Genomic DNA, 17,057 nt, shown 5'->3' with positions numbered 1-17,057 from the left:
TGTTTCTACAGATTGCCTTTTCGTTTTTGTTACGAAAAGGCAAAGTTTTTTAGTCCCAAATGCATGCAAAGCTATCAGTCCTCACAGATTGTGATATACTCTGCGCGCATTTTATATCCTATTAACAGAGTAAGACAATGGCAGATTTATCGAAATACAGAAACATTGGTATTTTCGCGCACGTTGATGCGGGTAAAACAACTACCACTGAGCGTATCCTTAAGCTAACTGGTCAGATCCACAAGACTGGTGAAGTACATGATGGCGAATCAACTACTGACTTCATGGAACAGGAAGCTGAGCGCGGAATTACTATCCAATCAGCAGCTGTAAGCTGTTTCTGGAACGGTCACCGTCTAAACGTTATCGATACTCCTGGACACGTTGACTTCACAGTTGAAGTATACCGTTCTCTTAAAGTACTTGATGGCGGTATCGGTGTATTCTGTGGTTCTGGTGGTGTTGAACCACAATCAGAAACTAACTGGCGCTACGCTAACGAATCAGAAGTATCTCGTCTGATCTTCGTTAACAAACTAGACCGTATGGGTGCAGATTTCTACAACGTTGTTGACCAAGTTAAAAACGTTCTAGGCGCAACTCCTCTAGTTATGGTTCTACCAATCGGCCGCGAAGATGAATTCGTGGGTGTTGTAGACCTTCTAAGCCGTAAAGCATACGTTTGGGATGACACTGGTCTTCCTGAAAACTACGAAATCCTAGATGTTCCTGCGGACATGGTAGACGACGTAGAGCAATACCGTGAAGAGCTAATCGAAACTGCTGTAGAGCAAGACGATGACCTAATGGAAGCTTACATGGAAGGTGAAGAGCCTTCTATCGAAGACATCAAGCGTTGTATCCGTAAAGGTACTCGTGACCTAGCGTTCTTCCCAACTTACTGTGGTTCTGCATTCAAGAACAAGGGTGTTCAAATCATCCTTGACGCTGTTGTAGATTACCTACCTTCTCCAACTGAAGTTGATCCTCAACCTCTAATGGATGAGAACGGTGAAGAAACTGGTAAGCACGCTATCGTTTCTACTGAAGAAACGTTTAAAGCTCTTGCATTCAAAATCATGGATGACCGTTTCGGTGCTCTAACTTTCGTTCGTATTTACTCTGGTAAATTGAACAAAGGCGACACGATCCTTAACTCATTCACAGGTAAAACTGAGCGTGTTGGCCGTATGGTTGAGATGCAAGCTGATGACCGTAACGAACTAACTAGCGCACAAGCTGGTGACATCATTGCGATCGTTGGTATGAAGAACGTGCAAACAGGTCACACTCTATGTGATCCTAAAGATCAAGTAACGCTTGAGCCAATGGTTTTCCCAACTCCAGTAATCTCTATCGCTGTATCTCCAAAAGATAAAGGCGGTTCTGAGAAAATGGGTATCGCGATCGGTAAAATGGTTGCAGAAGATCCATCTTTCCAAGTTGAAACTGACGAAGAAACTGGCGAAACTATCCTGAAAGGTATGGGTGAGCTTCACCTAGACATCAAGGTAGATATCCTTAAGCGTACTTACGGCGTTGACCTAACAGTTGGTGCTCCTCAAGTTGCTTACCGTGAAACTATCACTCAAGCAATTGAAGATAGCTACACGCATAAGAAACAGTCTGGTGGTTCTGGTCAATTCGGTAAGATCGATTACCGTATCAAGCCTGGCGAACCTGGTTCTGGCTTTACGTTCTCTTCAAAAGTTGTTGGCGGTAACGTACCTAAAGAATTCTGGCCTGCTGTTGAGAAAGGCTTTGCTGGCATGATGGAAAACGGCGTACTAGCTGGCTTCCCTACGCTAGACGTTGAAGTTGAACTTTACGATGGTGGTTTCCACGCAGTCGATTCATCTGCAATCGCATTTGAAATCGCAGCGAAAGGTGCATTCCGTCAATCTATGCCTAAAGCTGGCGCGCAACTTCTTGAGCCAATCATGAACGTTGACGTATTTACTCCAGAAGATCACGTTGGTGATGTTATCGGTGACCTTAACCGTCGTCGTGGCATGATCAAAGATCAACAAGCTGGCGTAACTGGCGTTCGTATTAAAGCTGACGTACCACTTTCAGAAATGTTTGGTTACATCGGTCACCTACGTACAATTACTTCAGGCCGTGGCCAATTCTCTATGGAATTCGCACAGTACTCTCCATGTCCAATGAACGTGGCAGAAGAAGTAATCGCTAAAGTTAAAGCAGAAAAAGAAGCTGGTAAGTAATTAGCCCTTTTCTAAATTAACTAAAAAAGCCCCGCAAGTGAAAGCTTGCGGGGCTTTTTGTTGCTTGTAACATACTGCGAGATGCGAGATGCGAGATGCGAGATGCGAGATGCGAGATGTGGCCCTTAAAAAGTAGACACAGGGGTTTAGTTGATTAGCTCAACATTCATGTGATTAGCCCCGTACTAAGTGAGTACGGGACAAATTTAGATAGAGCTAAAAAGAGAGGGACTAGCGTTTCAAATCAATGTAAATCTGCTCTACTTTGGCACGAGCCCAGTCTGTTTTACGCAAAAACTTTAAGCTAGATTTAATGCTTGGGTCTTTTTTGAAACAGTTGATGTTCACCATGTAACTCAACTCTTCCCAACCGTAATGTTCAACCAATTCTGTCAGTAGCTTCTGTAGAGTGATACCGTGAAGTGGATTATTGTCTTGTGTCATGAGATGTTCTCGCCATTTATTTGAGCTCAGTATATCAGTTTCGCTTTATGAATTATCAGACCATTTCAGCTCGTAATCTGTCTCGATAATAGAAAGTTCTTCTCGACCTTTATTTCCAAACAACTGAACCTGACTTTGCATCCAAGCTTCAAAGCGTTTGATTTTCTCACGATGAAAATATCCCGCTGGCGCACATAGGAAATAATTGTATTTGGGCCTAAGTGCGATGTTACCTATCCGTACCAGCTTCTTTTCCTGCAAATACCGATAAACCAAGCTGTGCTTAACCAGTGCGACACCTTGAACGGATAGCGCACCTTCCAAAACAAAATGCGAACCATCAAATTGCAGTGATGAGCGTCCTGCTTTCGCTCCCACAACATCTAACCATAGATTCCAATCCATATCAGGCCAGCGGTCTTCAATTAGCTCTGCTTTGTGTAGATCGTCGATGCCATAAATACCATGCTTCTCTTGGTAGATGGGGTGGCAGACAGGGTAAACCACTTCGTCCATTAACCAACGCGATTCAATGTTTGGATAATTACCATGACCATATCGAACGCAGACATCGACATTAGAATCTTCAAACGTCACGAGCTTGTTGGTCGGTTCAATCAACATGGATAGATCTGGGTGACGATCGCGAAAGTCGCCAATTCTAGGCACCAACCAGTGTTGGGCAAATGATGGCACGGTTGAAATAGACAGTTGAGTAGGGTTTGGGTCTTGGTTAATTCGTCTCACACCATCTTGAATGTGGGCAAAGCCTTTCTTAGCTTGCAGGTAAAGCACTTCACCTTCATGAGTGAGTACTATTTTTCGGTGCTGACGAATAAACAAGTCTGCACCTAACCACTCTTCAAGTTGGCGAATTTGTTGGCTGACGGCAGCCGCCGTGACAAATAGCTTTTCTGCTGCGAGCTTAAAACTGCCAGTTTCAGCCGCAGTATAAAAATAGTAGATCCCTTGGAATGGTGGGGTGCGTTCTCTCACATTAGTTTTCCTTAACTGAATGCCAGTATCTATCGTTTGTCGTAAGTACGTTGTTGGTCGATTATTGACCATAACAAAGCAGGCAATCAATAGGAGAAAGGTTATGAATACAATAACTGCGGGAAAAAATAGTCATCAAGCATTCTTTTCATCATTGTCAGTTAAGAAATTCTATTCTAAATTTAAACTGTATCTTCAGAACCGTAGAACGAGAAAGCACCTAGCTGAACTGTCGGCTCATTTGCTTGAAGATGTTGGTATTACCCGAGGCCAGGCTAATGAAGAGGTGAGAAAAGCATTTTGGGAATGATTAAGATGATCAGACGTAACTCTTTCTTTTTAGGAGGAGTTACGCCAAAACCAATGCTAGATCTTTGAGATATCAGAAACTTCTTCATGCAGCCATTCAGTAAACGCCGCAATACGCTCTTTTCTCGGTGAGCTAGGATCAAAACATAAGTTAACTTGAACGCCAGGTGTCATCCCAATATTAAACGGTTTAACAAGCAGGCCGCGTTCTATAAAGTCACCAGCTAAGCTATCTGTTGCCAGGCAAACCCCATGGCCCGCCATCACTGTCGTTAACCCCATATCAAAGGTTCCCACCTCCATCCATTGAACTGCGGTGTCTTGCATTGGAATGTTCGCTTGTCTGAACCATTCTTCCCAAGGAAAACAACCGCCTTCAAATTGGATTAACCAACACTTAAGTAGTTGTTCTGGTGAGGTGAAATTCAAAGAATTGGCGAGCTCGGGAGAGCAAAAGGGATATAGAGGTTCGTTGAACAGCACTTCAAGTGCTAAACCTTGTTCAACACACAGATCTTCCCCTTGTCGAATCGCGACATCAATTTCACCATGCTTCAAATTTGGTGTGTCACACCCAGTGAGGATCTTGATTGGTATCTCAGGGTGCTTGACTGAGAATTTCCAAAGCCTCGGCAGCAACCAACGAGATGCAAAAGAGGGAGGACTTCGAACAACGATAACGCCTTGCAAAGGTTCAGACTGAATCTTATTCAATCCGACAACAAGCTCTTTAAATCCATCTGACACATGTTGGAAGAGAGTCCGCCCCTCTTGAGTTAATGCCATTTCACGCCCTTTCCTAATGAACAGCTTGCACTCTAGTTGTGCCTCTAACTGACGGATCTTTTGGCTGACAGCTGCTTGGCTAACAAACAGCTCTTCTGCTGCCTTGCTGTAGCTACTCAAGCGAGCTGCGACTTCGAAGTAACGAAGTCCGGAAAGGTGGCGCAGTCTATTGTCCATAACTTCTTCTTATAGTTCTTGTTAGGAATGGTTGTTCGCTTATCGAACAGGTTGTTTTCATAATAACGACAGAACGATGGCAAATACAAGAGAGTAATTATGGAAGTATTAATCAGTTGGACGAGGTTTTATGGTGCTAAGTTATTTAAAAATAAGAATATAAAAGTAGGTAAAGTTAAGGCGAAACAGAATAAGGCTTTATGTGCGGAACAGCTGAGTCGTCGAGTGAAAGAAGACATAGGGTTAGAATATGAAAACAACGATGCAACTGATTATACTAAATATTTATAATCATGACTTATGTAGCCATTAGCGTGAAGGCTAGTCTCGCTGGTTCTATCTCGGCCACAATATTCATTTGTACTCGCTTAATCCAGCCTGACTTTACCCATTAATCATCGAGTACTTATAAAATCCTATTCCTACTAAACTAAATGCTTAGTTTTTAATTTACGTTGTCTTATTTTTGAGACTGAAACTCTGATTTATATAGAAACAAGCATCGTAATGTTTTTTTTCTTTCTTTGTCTAATGGATATAAAACAGACAGTTATTTTGGGGATTAATAAATGAAAATTAAATTACTATGTATTATTAGACCCTTTAATTTTATATAAGCAATTGAATTAAATTAAATTAAATAAAAAACAGTTTGAATCCATCTCCGTATTAATAGTGTTGAGATTGATTTATTGAATGGCGCTTGTGTAACTCATTTGTCAGTTCTATATATGTAGTGTTCAGTTTTTCTATATCTCCTGAGGTTTTCTATTGGGCTAGATAAGGTGAATGGAAAGACGAGAGGGTGGGGGCTGTATGAAATCTATTTTAAGAGTTTCGGAGCGTAGCCGTTTCCGAAGCAGTTTAAAATCAAAAATGAAAGGCATCGCTATTATCGAGTTTACGGTTGTGGTGAGCCTGTTTTTTGCGCTTTTCTTAACGGTTGTCGATCTTGGTATTTATGGGTTTGTTAAATTGACCATGCAACATTCGGCAAGAGAGGGCGCAAGATATGCCATCACAGGTCGTTCTGATCTGGATCCTGATGCGTCGAGTGACCGCGAAGCAGCAATATTAGAAAAAATTTCTCAATCCTCGAGCGGTTTGCTCGACAAAGTGATGGATGTCCAAAACATACGTGTTGAAGATGTCTATGGCAACGCAGTCACTGGCTTTGGTGGCTCAGGAGACATTATTTCTATTCATCTTGATTGCGAGTGGCCATCTGTAAATCCTTATATGTATGTTTTGCTTGATGACGGGAAGTTTAAATTTACCGTTAGCGCGGCAATGAAAAACGAAGCTTTTTAAGGAGGGACAGGATGTTTCCTTTACAGATAAAGAAAGCCGCAGAGAAAGGGTTTGCGGCAATCGAAATGACGTTAATAGCACCATTGTTTATGTTGCTTATTGTTGCGGCTGTCGATATCACGCACCTCATTCAAGCCAACCACATCATTATTAGTATCAGCCGAGAAGGTGGAAACATTATTTCTCGGAGTAATACAGATACCCCGCAAGAAGTGATGGACATCATCGCCACGACATCGGGAACATTGGATTTGACGCAAGACGGGGTCATTTACATTACCGAGGTCGTTGGGCAAGAAGATGCTTCTCCCTACATTAAAAGCCAATACCGATGGAACCAACACGGGCTAAGTAAAAATAGTGCTATTTGGTCGAGCTGCAGTAATTGGGCAAATGATGGAGAGTGTTCTGATGTGGATGCAGATGATCCTCCACTCATTAACAATTTAGCCGTTGCGCTTGATGATGGGGAGATCGTGTACAGCGTAGAAGTATTCTATGACTATTCGCCGATTTTTAGTCGAGTATTCGATGAGGAATATATTCTGAGCGACACAACATATATGTAAGGGAGGTTAAAATGGATAAGGGAACCCCAATCAAATATCATTACAGTCGTGGGTTAGTGGCTTTGATGTCAGTCATCGCATTGCCTTTTATTCTGTTAGTTGTCGGGCTTTCTGTTGATGCTGGACGTGCTTATATCGTTAAATCGAAACTATTTGCAGCAGTCGATGCTGCCAGTATTGCCGCTGCTAGAGCGGTTGCTAATGGTGAAGATGCAGGGCGTGCTGCTGCTCAAAAATATTTTACCGCAAATATCCCGGCCGACTTTTATTCTGCAACACCTAGCTTGGGCGCAGTCAATTTCTCCTATGATTCATTCGGTAATATTTCGATTGATATTTCAGCTACGGCGCAAGTGCCGACAATCTTTTTACCTTTAATAGGGTTAGACACATTTAACCCTGGCGTGTCAGCACAATCTATTCGTCGCCCTGTCGATTTAGTGTTAGTGATTGATAACACAACTTCCTTGAGGCTTGGCAGCATAGGTGATGTGACTCAAGACGTCATTGATAGGTCTAAGTCATTCGTTGAAAATTTCCATGAAGGGTTTGACCGAATTTCATTGGTTAAATTTGCTTTCGGAGCCGAGGTTCCAGTGGGGTTTAATGCAACTCGTGGCCATAGCAGAAGTACTATCAAATCTGAAATAGACAGTTTTAATTTTGGTAGTACGTCTAATGCACAATATACCAATGCATCGGAGGGGATCTATCGTGCTTTAAATGAGCTTAGAACGGTTACCGATCCCGCTAACTTGAAAGTGATCGTGTTCTTCACCGATGGAGCGCCAAATACCTTTGCGACAACGTTTGATTTTGAGGACGGTGATTCGCATACGGGAGCTATTCGATCGAGTGATGGCAGCAGTGGTACACCTCGAGGGCTTTGGAGACATGACTCGATTGCAACGACGTTAAGTGGAGGTTATGAGGGGCGTGATATTGATGATCATATCAGCGAGATGCCCGACTACTATACCACTCATGATTCAAGCGCTACAGAGTTCAATATTCTGAATCCGACACATTCAGTACGGCCAGTGTCACAGTATGATCCTGATAGTCATTCTGCTGGTGACTTGTATACGCGGGTGAATAGAGTTGCTCGTAACTTGGTGGAAGACATTGCTGAGGCTGCAAGAGGAGAAGATATTTACGTCTTTACCTTGGGGTTAGGTTCATCATTAACATCGGCAACCGGACCTGATAGTGAGTTTGGAGAAGACTTACTGTTACGAATGGCAAATTCTAGTGCGCTTTTGGATGATCCAGACTTAAGTGCAGATTATGACCCAGCCCAACTAGAAGGTGTGTATTGCCATGCCATCGATGAGGAAGCATTAGGCCCTTGCTTCGACGAGATGTTGGATGTGATTATCCGTTTAACTTTGTAACGTCTTTCTGGTTTAGCACTTTTACATATTGATAGGTTAAAGGGATCTCAATCGAGAGATTAGAAAAATAAAAGAGGGAGCTTTTGGCTCCCTCTCAATGCTATGTGTATTTTTGTCGTTGATTACTCTTCCCAAACCACCAATTTATCTTTTGGCCAGTTATGGCCGACTTCGTGATATTTCTGCTCAAGGATATGTCGCTTTATCTTAAGCGTTGGTGTTAACACGCCATTCTCAATGCTCCACGGTTCCTTAATCATTAATACGCCTTTGATCTTCTCGTGTGAGGCGAGTTGTTCGTTCATCTTCTCGATAACACGCTTGGTCGTTTTCTCATAACGAGCTCGATCAAAGTTAGGGAAGTCATGGGGTACAACAAGCAGGATAGGACCTGGTAAGCCTAAGCCTATCAAACACATCATTTCTACGCGGCTGTATTCAAAGAGTTTGTTCTCGATTGGAACGGGAGCAACAAACTTACCTTTAGCGGTTTTAAAGGTATCTTTCTTACGTCCACGAATCGTTAAATAGCCTTCGCTGTCAATATCACCAATATCACCCGTATGTAGCCAACCCTCAGAATCAAAAGACTCTTGAGTCGCAATATCATTTTTGTAGTAGCCAGAGAATAGCCCTTTGCCTCGAACCAAAATCTCTTCGTCTTCAGCTATTTTGAGCTCGATACCCGGACCAGCATTACCAACACTACCAATTTTGTCTGCTCTAAATGGATAGTTGAGCGTGCTGTAGGCGAATGATTCTGTCATTCCCCATGCCTCGGTGATGTGCAAACCAACGCTTTCATACCATGCGAGTAAAGCCGGTGATACTGGCGCTGAACCACAACCAAGAACGCGAGCTTGGTCTAAACCCAGACCATCAGCCAGTTTCTTCTTAATGATGTTATTCACAAATGGAATTTTAAGTAAGAAGTTCAGTTTTTTCTGTGGCAGCTTATCTTGGATTCGTTGTTGGAATAGAGTCCATAAACGAGGAACTGAAATAAACAAAGTTGGACGATGCATTTTCACATCGTCAATAAACGTGTCTAAAGATTCAGGGAAAGCAGTGACCACACCACCCATTACGGACGAACCAAAGATGTACACTCGTTCTGTGATATGGGCAAGGGGCAGATAAGAAAACAGACGGTCGCCGGGTTGGATACCAATGTGATCGATTAATCTCTGAACTGACCATGTAAAGGCACCATACGTGAGCATTGCGCCTTTAGGTAACCCAGATGTACCCGATGTATACACAAGCGACATTAGCTTATCATCGTGATGCTGAGGTCGTTTAGTGGATGGTTCATGTGTCTCTATGAGCTGCTCAAAAGTATGTTGGCACTTCGCCGCAGTATCGTAGGGTAACGAGATACTGACTAAGCTCGGATTATCATCGAGTACTTTTTGTGTAGCTGCAGGATCATCAAGCTTACCTGCAATTACGATCTTACTTTCACTGTGTTCAATACAGTATTGAATGGTATCTGCACCTGCTGTTGGAAAGATTGGGACGCTGACAAAATCTCCTAACATCATGGCAAGATCACAGATAAACCACTCTGCACAGTTTTTTGAAACGAGAGCGACTCGATCGCCGGGTTGGGCTCCGAGTCCTTCTAATGCTGACGCCAGTTTTAGTGCTTTGTCGGCCACTTCTTTATAAGTGAATTCAACAAATTTGCGGTTAATTATTTGTTTTAAATAGACTTCATCTGGGCGTTCTTCTGCCCATTTTAAAATCATGTCATTGGGTGTAGGGAGAGCTGTTGCTTTTTCTTGGCTAAACTCGTTAGGCTGAATCATTGTCTAACTCCATGTTTTTCGCTAAGTTATTTTTGTTAAAATCATGTTAAATGTACCATGATTTTTTCTTTTAGGGAGTAAAATTAGCGTTTTCTGTTATCCGTGCAGGCACGTCTGTAACTTGCGGGTGTTACTCCGGTCCTTTTCTTAAAGATTCTTGAAAAATACGACACATCCTTGTATCCACATTGGTAAGAAATAACAGCGATTTTTGATTCGGTATCGGCTTCGATTAACTTTTTGGCTAACAGGATTCGTTTATCGCACACAAAGTCTCTAAAGCTTACTCCAAAGTGTAGATGAAACTTCTTAGAAAAGTAGGTTGTTGAACAATGGCACTTTTCCGCAATCTCGGTTTCTCTGATTTCTTTGTTGATGTTGTCCATAACAAAGTTAACGACTTCAGATGTAAACAGCTTTGCAGGTAGTTGATTATTGTTGTTCGTATCTCGGTCTAGATCAAAGTGAGGCTCGAAGATATGTTGCGTTTTACGCTGTAGTTCTTCGAACTTACTGGTCAGATGATTACTGCTCGTTTCTATTATAAAGAATATATTCTTATGATTTCGAACGATATTAGGTATCTGACCTGCACAAATAATGACTATTCGCTTGTTTAGATTTTCGCAAATAGACAGTGCCATTGTAAGTAGTTGAAGTTCATCCGTTCGATTCAATATATAGAATACTAACCTTACATCTAAGTTACTGATTATAGATATGTCTTGTTTATAGTTCTCAATAGGGAAGTAGTGACTAATTTTATTGGTAATAATTGAGTTGAAATCACTGTCTATATCAGAAAGTAGTGGTGTTATTATTTCCATGGGTATTGAACCTGTGTCATATCAAAATAAACAGTAAGAAATAAATGTAAAAATGGTATTTATTAAATAGATTAGAAGTACCACAAAAAAGTGCAAGTAAATGGCAAGAAAATCCTAACCGAATATATTGTTCAGCTCTAGATTTAGTTTACAGGTAAATAAACCTGTAATGTAAATCAAGGAGAGATTCTCATGAGTAAGTTTTTGAAAAATTGTAAAGAATTCATGAATGATGAAGAAGGTCTTACTGTCATTGAATACGTAATTGGTGCTGCTATGCTCGTATTGGGGTTAACGACAATATTTACTGGTATTGGTACTGCGCTATCAACGAAACTAAGTACAATCGTTGATCAAATTAGTACCTCATAAGAGTTTACCAAAATGAACTTTAAAAGAGTGGGGCGCCAGAAAGGATTAACTGTGGTGGAATATGTCATTGGAGCTGCTTCACTTGTCATTCTCGCTTGGTTAATATTTTCAGGAATAGCAACTGCTCTAATCAGTAAGTTTCTTTCTATTGTGGCGGGTATCTAAATTAATGATAAGTGAATCTTTAGTGTTTTGGGCATTGCTTATTATTGTTTCGGTATACGATGTTGAGAAACATCGTATACCAAATAAGGTTCTGATTTTATTTTTGTTTTTATACTTTTTATCAGTGTTAAATAGTGGGTTTTCTTTAGATGTATTAGTTACTTCATTTATAGGTGCTGTAGTTCTTTTCTGTTCAGGCTTGATTTTGTATTTTCTGAAGGCCATGTCTGCAGGGGATGTGAAATTATTAGGTGTTATTGGGTTGTATATTGGGTGGGGCTCATTACTTGATGTGTCTTATTACATACTCATCGCTGCCGGAATAATAGGAACATTATATTTACTTTATAATCGAGCCAATAATAGTGAGATGACAGTTAGACGATACTTTGAAGAAAAACTAATGCTAGTTAGCGGGATATCACCTGATATTAAAGGTAAGCCTGTTGTGCATTCTCGGTACTCAAATAAAGTAACCATGCCATTTGCTCCTTCCGTTGTTATAGGTTTAGCGATGTACAGTTATTTTACATAGATCAAACTAAATCACTAATCGATGTGTTGGAGAGGACATATGGATATGAGAGGGATATCTTCCCCGAGCAATTTAAAGCCTCAAATATCAGCTCCAGTGGTACCGACTTCCATCGAAATGCTTGGTGTTCCTGAGGTTGTTGTTGAGAACCTATTGCTCAAGCACCTATCAGCTTACCCTAAATCTGATGTGTTAGATTTGTCTAACTATTTATGTGTTGTTACACATGTCATAGAAAATGGACTAGCCACACTCAGAAATAAATCTCTTATCGAAGTATTTCAACCTACTTCTGCTTTGTCTTTGGAATCGTCTTCTCATAGTCACGTCCGTTATTCCTTGTCAGAGAAAGGCTTAGAAGAGGCCGACCTTGCATTCAAACGAGATGCTTATTTAGGTCCAGTTCCTGTTTCTCTTAAACAATATACTGAAATTGTAGAGCAACAAGATTTAAGGGCGGAACTTGTTACTCGTCCTGATGTGGAAGCTGCATTGAGTGATGTTTACGGCGTACAAAAAATGATCTCGGTGTTAGGGCCTGCAATAAATTCGGGTAGGGCGCTGTTGTTGTATGGGCACGCTGGGACAGGTAAAACTTTTGTAGCGTCTCGTATCGTGAACGCGCTTCATACTTCAGTTTTTATCCCTTATGCCGTTTACGCGTTAGGGAATGTCATTAAGGTTTTCTCTGCGCAACATCATACCCCGTTAGATCGTAATGGCAGTGAGCAGACCGTTTCTCTCCGAGATCAATACGATAAGCGATGGCTCAATTGTGAACGTCCTAATATCCAAGTGGGTGGGGAGCTCACCATGGATATGCTTGAGGTCAATCATTCCGAGCACAATCGCGTTTGGTTAGCACCTTTACAAATGATGGCTAATAACGGCATTTTTGTTATTGATGATCTGGGGCGCCAACCCATGCCAGTGGATGCTTTGCTCAACCGCTGGATCGTACCAATGGAGTACTTCTTTGATCACCTGTCATTACCGAATGGGCAACAAATCACCATGCCATTCGTTTTAACGCTCGCATTTTCTACCAATTTGAATCCTGAAAAGATCAGTGACCCTGCCTTTCTACGTCGCTTGGGCTATAAAATAGAATTCAAGCCTCTGAATCAGCAAGATTATGAAGCGCTGTGGGTGAGCGTAACTGTTGATAAAGAGATAGAGCTGCAAGATGGTTTCTTTGAGCGTTTGTCTCAAATGCATACGCTGCACAAAGTACCGCTTTTCCCTTGTTTACCGAAAGACCTTGTTGGTATTAGCAAAGATATTCTTTCGTTTGAGCAACTCCCACCCGTTATCACATTCGACATTCTAGCCATGGCATGGAAAGTCTATTTTACCTCTGATGGACACGAGGAAGAGAATAATGAATAAGAGTCAAGTTTTCCTACTGTTTTTACTGTCCGTAGTATTCGGTTTAGCCGCTGTATTTTTCGCTAAACAATGGATGGACAATCAAGTTCAACCGACGATTGAAGTCGAGCAAGTTGAGCGTCATCCGGTTGTAGTGGCATCTCAAGAAATTGAAGCTGGAACCATAATTGAAGAGCAATATTTAACAACGAAGTTGATGGAAGTTGATTGGATCAATGAAAACAACTATTCGGATAAAGCGGAGCTTATCGGAAAAGTAGTCGCCAATACTATTTATTCCGGAGAGGTGCTTCACAAGTTACGTTTTACTGTGCCAGGAGAGGGGTCAACACTTGCTGCTCTCATCCCTGAAAATAAACGTGCGGTAACGATACGTGTTGATGATGTTATTGGTGTGGCCGGTTTCTTATTACCGGGGAATAAGGTTGATATTCTCAATACCGTTTCTTACGGAAAAAATTCTGCAGCGACTCAAACGGTATTAAAAGATATTAAGGTTTTAGCCGTCGACCAAACGGCTAAAACGAAAGAAAACAGTCCGATTATCGTTCGTGCGGTAACACTTGAGATGACGCCAAAAGAGGCGGAGAAGCTTCTCACGGCTAAAAGCAAAGGTAGTATTCAGCTGACCTTGAGAAATCCACATGAAGTAGAGAAAAAAGTGGTTCGTCGATATGTGCCTAGACCAAGTGTCACCATTATCAAAGGTACAGAAACATCTAGTGTGCGCGTCAAGGATTGAGGTGAGATATGAAAATATTATTAGCGTGTGTTTTTAGCCTGATTTGTTTTTCGGCAACCAGTGTTGCTGCACTACAGACGGGAAAAACGGTCACGGTTCCACATCACAAATCTACGCATGTGGTGCTGTCGGGAAAAGCGGCGAAGGTTTCTCTTGGTGATCCTGAAGTCTTAGACATTGTGATTTTGAAATCTAATGAGTTGTTCTTAATTGGTAAAAAATTAGGGGCGACAAATTTGATGGCTTGGGATTCGCGAGGTCAGTTGATTGAGTCGATTAACATCGAAGTTACCCATGATCTTAATAGCTTAAAGTCAAAGCTATACGAGTTTCTTCCTGATGAGACGATTGAGGTTCATAGTGCGCAAAACCGTTTGCTGTTAAGTGGGCAAATCAGTAATCAACAAAAAATGAATGTGGCGATGCGAATTGCCGAAACTTATGCGGCAGGACAAGCCGCGGATGATGCTAAAGAGAGTGGCAGTGAGCAAGCAGCCGCAACGGGTGTGATCAACTTGATGTCTATTGGTGGCGCACAACAAGTTATGCTTGAAGTGACGGTAGCCGAGGTTCAGCGAAGCTTAGTGAGAAAGTTCGATGCTAACTTCCATTTCTTCCAAACCAGTGGTTCTAACTTTTCGTGGGGCGCTTCATCCGTCCCTGCTGGTGTATTGGGCGCAACGCCAATTTTCGATATCCCAACCTCTACCGATTACGGAATTCTAGGTTCTTTCATCGATAGTAATACCTTGTTTACTTTTGCTCTTGATGTCGCGAAGCAAAACGGTGTGGCTAAGGTATTAGCAGAGCCAAACTTAACCGCATTGAGTGGCTCAAAAGCTGAGTTTTTAGCGGGTGGTGAGTTTCCTATTCCTGTTCCAGACGACGATGGAATTACCATAGAGTACAAGGAATACGGGGTCGGGTTGAAATTCATACCTACCGTACTCAGCGATAAAAAAATCAATCTTAATCTAGCGGTTGATGTGAGTGAGATTGCCAACAGCAGTTCATTGACTATTGATCCTGGGTCGACGAATGCGACTTATTTTATCCCACCAATCACACGTCGAAGCGCTTCTTCTACGCTTGAACTTGCTGATGGTCAAACTATCGGTATTGCAGGGTTGTTGAGTGAGAATGTTCGAGATGTCAGTAACAAAATGCCGGGTATTGGTGATGTACCGATTTTAGGTCAGCTTTTCAATAGTCAGGAATACATATCGGGTGAAACCGAGCTGGTCATTCTTGTCACACCTCGACTCGCCAAGCCGGTGGATAGAAGTAAAATTACACTGCCAACGGATGCCTTTGTTGATCCTAATGATCTGGAATATTACTTATTAGGTAGAAGTGCTTACATTGCTGAGCCTTCTGATTCTGAAGACAGCAGCAATACAAATTCAGACAAAGGAATCGCGCCAACTGATGGTGGTAGTGAAGGTTCATTTGGTCATGATTTATAAGGAGATAGATATGATTAGAACAATGATGGTCTTTCTCGTCATTCTATTAGCGGGTTGCGCGAATGACGCACCTTTGGGTCAGTCGGTTGCTAAGCTGCAAACAGAACAAACGTACAACCCTAATGCGACTCAAGAGAACTTACAGGTTTTACCTGATGGTACCGGGGAACGCATGCAAGCTGGCTACGATAAGTATGTGGGTAAAGGTGATGAAGAGCTTTCCGGAAGTAGCAGTCAGGTTTTAAAGAGCGTTAATTAGTTTGGAGGTACTTTATGTTGTATCAAGTATCAAGAACACCTAAAAAACAGGGCGGGTTGGTGGTCATATTTGTGACCATTGCGCTGTTAGTTTTCCTAGCTGTATCTGCTTTAGCGGTGGATATAAACCATATGTTAGTGAATAAAACTCGCCTGCAGAATGCGGTTGACTCAGCGGCTTTAGCAGCAGCGACAATTTTAGATAGCAGCAAAGATCAAACCGCGGTATCAACAGAAGTTACATCAACATTAAATGCAATGGCGGGATCTTCTGGCAATCATGAATTTGATTTTTCGACTGCTGTAATAACCGTAGAGTACTCGAATGATCCGCAAGATTTTGTTGGAGTGGCAACGTTCGGTGCTGATGACGATGTTTATGTGCGAGTCAATGTCAGTTCATTGGATATGGATGAATTCTTTATTCAGATGTTTGGCTTGGCCAAAAGTGTATCTGCAACCGCTGTTGCAGGGCCAAGTTCTGGTCAACAAGTCGTAAACAACATTGTACCGATTGGAGTGTGTATTGGTGATGGAACCTCAGATAATGATGTAAATGAAGATGGCTATCACGATACTACTGGCGCGGAAATTACCAACGTATTTGGTTATGAAGTCGGTAGTGTTCAGGCGCTTAAAGTCGGGGACAAAAAGCTGTCTCAGATGGGGAATGGTAACTACCACTTGCTGGACTTTGGATCTGGTGGGAGCACAGTTAGAGAAGCTTTGGCTGGATACTATGATTACTCAGTTGCGATTGGCGATGATGTCACAACTAAGCCCGGAGGAACGGTTGGCCCTACAGGTCAAGGGCTGAACACTCGTTTTGGTGATTACGGTGGAGGATTGGCGAGTTCAGATTATCCTTCCGATTACGTAACGACAGAACCTAGTTCTAAAATTACGATAGACAGCAAAACGGGCGATATAGACTTTGATGGTTCTTATACCTATGCGCAATATGAGGCCGCTACAAACGCATGCATTGTTAATAACGGTTCTGGTTGCGTTTCCGGTGGCACTGCATGGCGACGTATCCTCCCAATTCCTATGGTCGACTGTTCAGGGAAAAGTGGTGGAGTAACCACTTTTACTGTTGAGAAAATAGGGTGTTTCTTCTTATTGCAAAAAGCGCCAACAAACAATTCTGGCACGCCTGCTGTGTTTGGTGAATTTATACACTCTTGCAGTGTCGCTGGTGGCTCTAGTGGCTCAGAGTCATCCACTGAAGGTCCATATACGATTGTGTTGTATAAGGATCCTGATGGAGAGGGGTCGTAG

At 42.1% G+C, this 17,057-nt stretch carries 19 protein-coding genes; 14 read left to right on the top strand and 5 right to left on the bottom strand.

Going from position 1 to position 17,057, the window contains the following annotated elements:
• Positions 1-137 precede the first annotated feature (137 nt).
• A complete protein-coding gene (gene fusA, locus QUF19_RS13780) occupies positions 138-2,225 on the top strand; it encodes an elongation factor G (protein WP_017106964.1) in 2,088 nt (695 codons plus the stop codon).
• A 231-nt stretch (positions 2,226-2,456) separates the two neighbouring features.
• On the opposite strand, the gene QUF19_RS13775 is transcribed toward fusA, so the two are convergent.
• Positions 2,457-2,669 carry a VF530 family protein gene (locus QUF19_RS13775; protein WP_286294668.1) on the bottom strand — a complete coding sequence of 71 codons (213 nt, stop codon included), beginning with the start codon at positions 2,667-2,669 and terminating at the stop codon, positions 2,457-2,459.
• 45 nt (positions 2,670-2,714) lie between these two features.
• Complete coding sequence (locus tag QUF19_RS13770) at positions 2,715-3,665, bottom strand: LysR substrate-binding domain-containing protein (protein ID WP_286294667.1); 951 nt, start codon at positions 3,663-3,665, stop codon at positions 2,715-2,717.
• A 103-nt stretch (positions 3,666-3,768) separates the two neighbouring features.
• On the opposite strand from QUF19_RS13770, the gene QUF19_RS13765 reads away from it, so the two are divergent.
• Positions 3,769-3,975 carry a DUF1127 domain-containing protein gene (locus QUF19_RS13765; protein ID WP_286294666.1) on the top strand — a complete coding sequence of 69 codons (207 nt, stop codon included), beginning with the start codon at positions 3,769-3,771 and terminating at the stop codon, positions 3,973-3,975.
• 56 nt (positions 3,976-4,031) lie between these two features.
• Here the strand turns inward: QUF19_RS13765 and QUF19_RS13760 are convergent, their stop codons facing one another.
• Positions 4,032-4,937: a LysR substrate-binding domain-containing protein gene (locus QUF19_RS13760; RefSeq protein WP_286294665.1), complete on the bottom strand. Its 906-nt coding sequence runs from the start codon at positions 4,935-4,937 to the stop codon at positions 4,032-4,034.
• 99 nt (positions 4,938-5,036) lie between these two features.
• On the opposite strand from QUF19_RS13760, the gene QUF19_RS13755 reads away from it, so the two are divergent.
• The 4 genes from QUF19_RS13755 to QUF19_RS13740 all read left to right on the top strand — a co-directional run bounded on the left by QUF19_RS13755 (position 5,037) and on the right by QUF19_RS13740 (position 8,211).
• The gene (locus tag QUF19_RS13755) at positions 5,037-5,228 is read left to right on the top strand and encodes a hypothetical protein (protein ID WP_286294664.1); all 192 of its coding nucleotides are present in this window, start codon (positions 5,037-5,039) and stop codon (positions 5,226-5,228) included.
• Positions 5,229-5,753: 525 nt separating this feature from the next.
• Positions 5,754-6,248 carry a TadE/TadG family type IV pilus assembly protein gene (locus QUF19_RS13750; RefSeq protein WP_017108785.1) on the top strand — a complete coding sequence of 165 codons (495 nt, stop codon included), beginning with the start codon at positions 5,754-5,756 and terminating at the stop codon, positions 6,246-6,248.
• A gap of 11 nt (positions 6,249-6,259) precedes the next feature.
• On the top strand, positions 6,260-6,817 hold the full coding sequence (locus QUF19_RS13745; RefSeq protein ID WP_017108786.1) for a TadE/TadG family type IV pilus assembly protein: 558 nt from the start codon (positions 6,260-6,262) through the stop codon (positions 6,815-6,817).
• Positions 6,818-6,828: 11 nt separating this feature from the next.
• Entirely contained in the window at positions 6,829-8,211 is a 1,383-nt protein-coding gene (locus tag QUF19_RS13740; RefSeq protein ID WP_286294663.1) for a vWA domain-containing protein, read from the top strand.
• A gap of 122 nt (positions 8,212-8,333) precedes the next feature.
• On the opposite strand, the gene QUF19_RS13735 is transcribed toward QUF19_RS13740, so the two are convergent.
• Both QUF19_RS13735 and QUF19_RS13730 read right to left on the bottom strand, forming a co-directional pair.
• Entirely contained in the window at positions 8,334-10,022 is a 1,689-nt protein-coding gene (locus QUF19_RS13735; RefSeq protein WP_286294662.1) for an AMP-binding protein, read from the bottom strand.
• 83 nt (positions 10,023-10,105) lie between these two features.
• Positions 10,106-10,849 (bottom strand): helix-turn-helix domain-containing protein, encoded by a 744-nt coding sequence (locus tag QUF19_RS13730; RefSeq protein WP_286294661.1) that lies wholly within the window; start codon positions 10,847-10,849, stop codon positions 10,106-10,108.
• Positions 10,850-11,041: 192 nt separating this feature from the next.
• Here QUF19_RS13730 and QUF19_RS13725 point away from each other — a divergent pair, with 192 nt between their 5' ends.
• The 8 genes from QUF19_RS13725 to QUF19_RS13690 are packed head-to-tail and all read left to right on the top strand — an operon-like array spanning position 11,042 to position 17,057.
• The gene (locus QUF19_RS13725) at positions 11,042-11,221 is read left to right on the top strand and encodes a Flp family type IVb pilin (RefSeq protein ID WP_017088257.1); all 180 of its coding nucleotides are present in this window, start codon (positions 11,042-11,044) and stop codon (positions 11,219-11,221) included.
• A 12-nt stretch (positions 11,222-11,233) separates the two neighbouring features.
• On the top strand, positions 11,234-11,386 hold the full coding sequence (locus tag QUF19_RS13720) for a hypothetical protein (protein ID WP_017108790.1): 153 nt from the start codon (positions 11,234-11,236) through the stop codon (positions 11,384-11,386).
• Between the two features lie 4 nt (positions 11,387-11,390).
• On the top strand, positions 11,391-11,921 hold the full coding sequence (locus QUF19_RS13715; RefSeq protein WP_102437210.1) for an A24 family peptidase: 531 nt from the start codon (positions 11,391-11,393) through the stop codon (positions 11,919-11,921).
• Positions 11,922-11,960: 39 nt separating this feature from the next.
• Complete coding sequence (locus tag QUF19_RS13710) at positions 11,961-13,310, top strand: DUF8689 domain-containing protein (protein WP_102437212.1); 1,350 nt, start codon at positions 11,961-11,963, stop codon at positions 13,308-13,310.
• Positions 13,303-14,052 carry a Flp pilus assembly protein CpaB gene (gene cpaB, locus QUF19_RS13705; RefSeq protein ID WP_017110456.1) on the top strand — a complete coding sequence of 250 codons (750 nt, stop codon included), beginning with the start codon at positions 13,303-13,305 and terminating at the stop codon, positions 14,050-14,052. Before QUF19_RS13710 ends, cpaB begins: the two co-directional genes overlap by 8 nt.
• Positions 14,053-14,060: 8 nt before the next feature.
• Entirely contained in the window at positions 14,061-15,518 is a 1,458-nt protein-coding gene (locus QUF19_RS13700) for a type II and III secretion system protein family protein (protein ID WP_286294656.1), read from the top strand.
• On the top strand, positions 15,508-15,777 hold the full coding sequence (locus tag QUF19_RS13695; RefSeq protein ID WP_102437216.1) for a hypothetical protein: 270 nt from the start codon (positions 15,508-15,510) through the stop codon (positions 15,775-15,777). Before QUF19_RS13700 ends, QUF19_RS13695 begins: the two co-directional genes overlap by 11 nt.
• Before the next feature lie 14 nt (positions 15,778-15,791).
• On the top strand, positions 15,792-17,057 hold the full coding sequence (locus QUF19_RS13690; RefSeq protein ID WP_286294655.1) for a pilus assembly protein TadG-related protein: 1,266 nt from the start codon (positions 15,792-15,794) through the stop codon (positions 17,055-17,057).

Source organism: Vibrio sp. FE10 (assembly GCF_030297155.1).
Taxonomy (GTDB): Bacteria; Pseudomonadota; Gammaproteobacteria; order Enterobacterales; family Vibrionaceae; genus Vibrio; species Vibrio apostichopi.
The sequence above is the reverse complement of the archived record's forward strand: the minus strand, read 5'-3'. Positions and strand labels throughout refer to the sequence as shown.

What these genes read in the sequence shown, in the direction of transcription:
- QUF19_RS13725 (WP_017088257.1), top strand. Translation starts at nt 11,042, where the DNA reads ATGAGTAAGTTTTTGAAAAATTGTAAAGAATTCATGAATGATGAAGAA.
- QUF19_RS13750 (WP_017108785.1), top strand. Translation starts at nt 5,754, where the DNA reads ATGAAATCTATTTTAAGAGTTTCGGAGCGTAGCCGTTTCCGAAGCAGT.
- QUF19_RS13735 (WP_286294662.1), bottom strand. Translation starts at nt 10,022, where the DNA reads ATGATTCAGCCTAACGAGTTTAGCCAAGAAAAAGCAACAGCTCTCCCT.
- QUF19_RS13730 (WP_286294661.1), bottom strand. Translation starts at nt 10,849, where the DNA reads ATGGAAATAATAACACCACTACTTTCTGATATAGACAGTGATTTCAAC.
- QUF19_RS13740 (WP_286294663.1), top strand. Translation starts at nt 6,829, where the DNA reads ATGGATAAGGGAACCCCAATCAAATATCATTACAGTCGTGGGTTAGTG.
- QUF19_RS13715 (WP_102437210.1), top strand. Translation starts at nt 11,391, where the DNA reads ATGATAAGTGAATCTTTAGTGTTTTGGGCATTGCTTATTATTGTTTCG.
- cpaB (WP_017110456.1), top strand. Translation starts at nt 13,303, where the DNA reads ATGAATAAGAGTCAAGTTTTCCTACTGTTTTTACTGTCCGTAGTATTC.
- QUF19_RS13745 (WP_017108786.1), top strand. Translation starts at nt 6,260, where the DNA reads ATGTTTCCTTTACAGATAAAGAAAGCCGCAGAGAAAGGGTTTGCGGCA.
- QUF19_RS13775 (WP_286294668.1), bottom strand. Translation starts at nt 2,669, where the DNA reads ATGACACAAGACAATAATCCACTTCACGGTATCACTCTACAGAAGCTA.
- QUF19_RS13690 (WP_286294655.1), top strand. Translation starts at nt 15,792, where the DNA reads ATGTTGTATCAAGTATCAAGAACACCTAAAAAACAGGGCGGGTTGGTG.
- QUF19_RS13710 (WP_102437212.1), top strand. Translation starts at nt 11,961, where the DNA reads ATGGATATGAGAGGGATATCTTCCCCGAGCAATTTAAAGCCTCAAATA.
- QUF19_RS13695 (WP_102437216.1), top strand. Translation starts at nt 15,508, where the DNA reads ATGATTTATAAGGAGATAGATATGATTAGAACAATGATGGTCTTTCTC.
- QUF19_RS13765 (WP_286294666.1), top strand. Translation starts at nt 3,769, where the DNA reads ATGAATACAATAACTGCGGGAAAAAATAGTCATCAAGCATTCTTTTCA.
- QUF19_RS13720 (WP_017108790.1), top strand. Translation starts at nt 11,234, where the DNA reads ATGAACTTTAAAAGAGTGGGGCGCCAGAAAGGATTAACTGTGGTGGAA.
- QUF19_RS13755 (WP_286294664.1), top strand. Translation starts at nt 5,037, where the DNA reads ATGGAAGTATTAATCAGTTGGACGAGGTTTTATGGTGCTAAGTTATTT.
- QUF19_RS13760 (WP_286294665.1), bottom strand. Translation starts at nt 4,937, where the DNA reads ATGGACAATAGACTGCGCCACCTTTCCGGACTTCGTTACTTCGAAGTC.
- fusA (WP_017106964.1), top strand. Translation starts at nt 138, where the DNA reads ATGGCAGATTTATCGAAATACAGAAACATTGGTATTTTCGCGCACGTT.
- QUF19_RS13700 (WP_286294656.1), top strand. Translation starts at nt 14,061, where the DNA reads ATGAAAATATTATTAGCGTGTGTTTTTAGCCTGATTTGTTTTTCGGCA.